This is a genomic window from Aeromicrobium sp. Leaf272 (assembly GCF_001422865.1).
GTDB lineage: Bacteria > Actinomycetota > Actinomycetes > Propionibacteriales > Nocardioidaceae > Aeromicrobium.
The window spans coordinates 346,231-349,664 of the sequence record NZ_LMMY01000011.1 but is presented as its reverse complement, the minus strand read 5'-3'; the positions used below and the strand labels follow the sequence as shown (position 1 = coordinate 349,664).

The 3,434-nt window shown below is 74.9% G+C and carries 3 protein-coding genes and 1 pseudogene; 2 read left to right on the top strand and 2 right to left on the bottom strand.

The window, feature by feature from the left end:
• Positions 1-83: 83 nt before the first annotated feature.
• Positions 84-698: pseudogene (locus tag ASF38_RS19745) on the top strand (cytochrome P450); the annotation flags it as partial.
• A gap of 119 nt (positions 699-817) precedes the next feature.
• On the opposite strand, the gene ASF38_RS08750 reads toward ASF38_RS19745, so the two are convergent.
• Positions 818-1,762, bottom strand: coding sequence for a phytoene/squalene synthase family protein (locus ASF38_RS08750; RefSeq protein ID WP_056575456.1), 945 nt, complete (start codon positions 1,760-1,762; stop codon positions 818-820).
• A 40-nt stretch (positions 1,763-1,802) separates the two neighbouring features.
• Between ASF38_RS08750 and ASF38_RS08745 the strand changes: the two genes are divergently transcribed.
• On the top strand, positions 1,803-2,933 hold the full coding sequence (locus tag ASF38_RS08745) for a lycopene cyclase family protein (RefSeq protein ID WP_056557061.1): 1,131 nt from the start codon (positions 1,803-1,805) through the stop codon (positions 2,931-2,933).
• 124 nt (positions 2,934-3,057) lie between these two features.
• Here the strand turns inward: ASF38_RS08745 and ASF38_RS19270 are convergent.
• Positions 3,058-3,434 (bottom strand): FAD-dependent oxidoreductase (locus tag ASF38_RS19270; RefSeq protein ID WP_235497555.1); only part of this gene is annotated, 377 nt, incomplete at its 5' end.

Here is a 3,434-nt window from a genome sequence, read left to right as displayed (position 1 = left end):
GCACCCTCGACGAGCTGGCGCTGCTGTACACGGTCGAGGTCACGGCCGAGGTCGTCGGGCTCACCGAGTCGTCCGTGCCCCGCATGGCGCGACGGCTGGAGGCGATGTTCAGCCAGCCGCCGTTCGACATCACCCGCCGTGACCTCGGCAGGTCCCGCCGGCAGTGGATGCAGGCCGCCTACCGCGGGCTGCTCCCCGTGGGTCGGCTGTTCCTGGCCGACGTGCGCCCCGCCGTCCGGGCGAGGCGACGCGAGCCGCGCGAGGACATCATCAGCCACCTGCTGGCCGAGGGGTACTCGACGACGAGCATCCTCGTCGAGTGCGTCACGTACGGCACGGCGGGCATGGTCACCACGCGCGAGTTCATCGTCATGGCCGCGCTGCACCTGCTCGACGACGACGCCCTGCGCGCCCGCTACCTGGTGGCGCCCGAGTCCGAGCGGCTGGCGATCCTGGGCGAGATCATCCGGCTCGAGCCCGTCGTCGGGCACCTGTACCGGCGGGCCCAGCAGGAGATCGCGGTGACCGACGGCGACGACGCGTGGACGATCGAGCCCGGTGACCTCGTCGACGTGTGCGTGCGCCCCGGCAACGCCGACCCCCGCGCGGTGGGCGACGCCCCGCTCGACCTGTGCCCCGGCCGCTCCCTGCCCGCAGGCGTGGGTGACCCGGTGCTGGCGTTCGGCGACGGCGAGCACAAGTGTCCCGGGCAGCCGCTGGCCCTGCTGGAGTCCGACGCCCTGCTGCTGCGGCTGCTGGCGCTCGAGCCGCGGCTGGAGGCCGAGCCCGAGCTGGGCTGGGACCACCTGATCGCCGGCTACTCGCTCCGGGGGGCGAGGCTGGCCCTCGGCGAGGGCGGCAGACCGCGGCCCGGACCGCGCACCAGCACGTCGGCCAGGATCGCGACCTTGGTGCGTGGCCTCACCCGGAGGCGGCCCGAGAAGACGTCGTAGTCGGCTTCCTCGACCAGGTCGAGGATGCGCGAGTACATGCGCAGCGCGGTGGCCACGCAGCGTGCCCCGGGCCTCGGCAGCATGGCCACGCCGGGAGCCGCCTCGCGGTACAGCGCGCGGTTGCGCTCCACCTGCTCGGCCATCATCGAGCGCCACGCGGGGGTGACCCGGCGCGTCCACGGGTCGGCGCCGTGTCGCCTCAGGTCCTCCTGGGGGAGGTAGACCCGCCCGCGGTCGAGGTCCTCGCCGACGTCGCGCAGGAAGTTCGTCAGCTGGAACGCGTGCCCGAGCGCGCGGGCCGGTTCCTTCGCCGCCGGGGTGAGGGGCTGCAGCACGGGCAGCATCATCTCGCCGATGACAGCGGCCGAGCCCTCCATGTAGCCGTCGCGCAGGTCCTCCCACGTCTCCCACGTGGTGCGGGTCAGGTCCAGCTCCATGGCGCGGAAGAATCGGTCGAAGCACTCGGGGTCGGTGCCACGGCGCTGCAGGCTGTCGACGACGGCGGCCATGACGGGCTCGTCGGACCGGCCGGCGGCCACGCAGTCCCAGAAGTGCTGCTCGAACATCCGCAGCCGCACCCCGGGGTCGACCTCGCCGTGGCCAGGGACGGCCGGGTCGACGCGCTCGGGCTCGTCGACGATGTCGTCGGCGAGCCGGCACAGCGCGTAGACGGTGTAGACGTCGATCCGCTGCTCGCGGGGGAGCAGCCGCGCACCCCAGTAGTAGGTGGTGCCGTGGCGCTTCGTCAGCTCGGCGCACCGCGCGTAGCCCTCGGCCAGCCGCGGGTCGGGGTGCAGGGGGCGTGCCATGGTGCAGCCCAGCCTACTGAGGTGCGGGAGGATGGGCCGCATGACAACCGGTCCCGCTGACGTCGCGGTCGTCGGGCTCGGTCCGGCCGGCCGCACGCTCGCGTCGCGCTGCGCGGCGCTCGGTCTGCGCGTGCTGGCCGTCGATTCGCGGCCCGACGCGGTCTGGACGCCCACGTACGGCGTGTGGGAGGACGAGCTGTCCGGGTTGCCGCCGACGGTCGTGCGGGCCCGGTCGGCGGCGCCACAGGTGCGGGCCACCGCCGTCCACCGGCTGCCGCGCACGTACGTGGTGCTCGACAACGCGGCGGTGCAGGCCGCGCTGCCGCTCGACGGGGTCGACGTGCGCCGCGACCGGCTCGACGACGCCGGGGTCGCGGCGCTGGCGGGGCAGGCCAGGGTCGTCGTCGACGCCCGCGGCGCGCGTCCCGACGGACGGGTGGCCCACGACCCGGCGCCGGCGCAGACCGCGTTCGGCGTGGTCGTCCCCGCCGACGTCGCGGCTCCGGCGCTGCAGGGTGCGGAGTCGCTGCTGATGGACTGGCGCACCGACTGGGCGCCGGGCGGGGCGCCGCCCGCGGGTGCGATCCCCACGTTCCTGTACGCCTTCGACCTGGGCGACGGGACCGTGCTGCTGGAGGAGACCTGCCTGGCCGCCGCGCCCGGCATGGCCGTCGAGGAGCTGCAGGACCGGCTGCGGCGTCGGCTGGTGGCCCGCGGTGTGGACCCCTCCGTGGTCGACGCTCCGCTGGCCCGCGAGGTCGTGCGGATCCCGATGCGGGGCCGCGGTCGACCACCCGTGCCGGGCACGCTCGCGCTCGGCGTCGCCGGCCGCGGCGGGCACCTCGTCACCGGCTACTCGGTGGCGCACGCGCTGCTGCGAGGTCGCTCCCTCGCCGACGACCTGGCGGCCGGGCGCGTGCCGGACCAGGTCGATCCGGTGCGTCCGGTCGACGGGCTCCGCGAGGCAGGTCTGCGGGCCCTGCTGCGCCTCGACGTGGACGGCACCCTCGCCCTCTTCGACGGCTTCGGCCGCCTCCCGGCCCACCAGCAGCGTGCCTTCATGTCGCGCGACGCGCCACCGTCGGCCGTGGCCGGCGCCATGTGGACCATGTTCCGCCACATGCCGTGGTCGGGCCGGCGCGAGCTGGCCCGCGCCACCCTCGGCCGCTGACCGACCACCCCTCCTTCCGCCCGCCCGCCCTCGCGTCCCTCCGTTTCGGACAGTTCCGGGGCAGTCCAACCGCTCGAAGTGCCCCGGACGTGTCCGAAACGGAAGGACGCGCTGGCGGGCAGGGTCAGCGCAGGAGCTGGTTGACCCGCTCCGCGGCGAGGCGGCCTGACGGGAGCACCATCGGCACGCCGACGCCGGGGACCGTGCCGGAGCCGGCGAACACCAGGCCGGGGACCCGCTTGTCGACGTTGGCGGCGCGGAACGGGCCGGTCTGGGCGAACGTGTGGGCCAGCGCGAACGGGGTTCCCGCGGCCATGCCCTGCTCGTGCCAGTCCAGGGGCGTCACCAGCTCGTCGACGACGACGTCGGTCGGGTAGCCGGCACCCTCGAGGAACTCCATGAGGCGCTCCTTCATCGGTTCGCGCTCGGCCTTCCAGTCGATGTGGCCGACGTCGAGGTTGGGCGTCGGCTCCAGCACGTAGAGCGTGCTGTCGCCCTCGG

Bases quoted from the DNA above. Each gene is read 5' to 3' on its own strand.
- ASF38_RS08750 (WP_056575456.1), bottom strand. From the start codon at position 1,762: ATGGCACGCCCCCTGCACCCCGACCCGCGGCTGGCCGAGGGCTACGCG.
- ASF38_RS08745 (WP_056557061.1), top strand. From the start codon at position 1,803: ATGACAACCGGTCCCGCTGACGTCGCGGTCGTCGGGCTCGGTCCGGCC.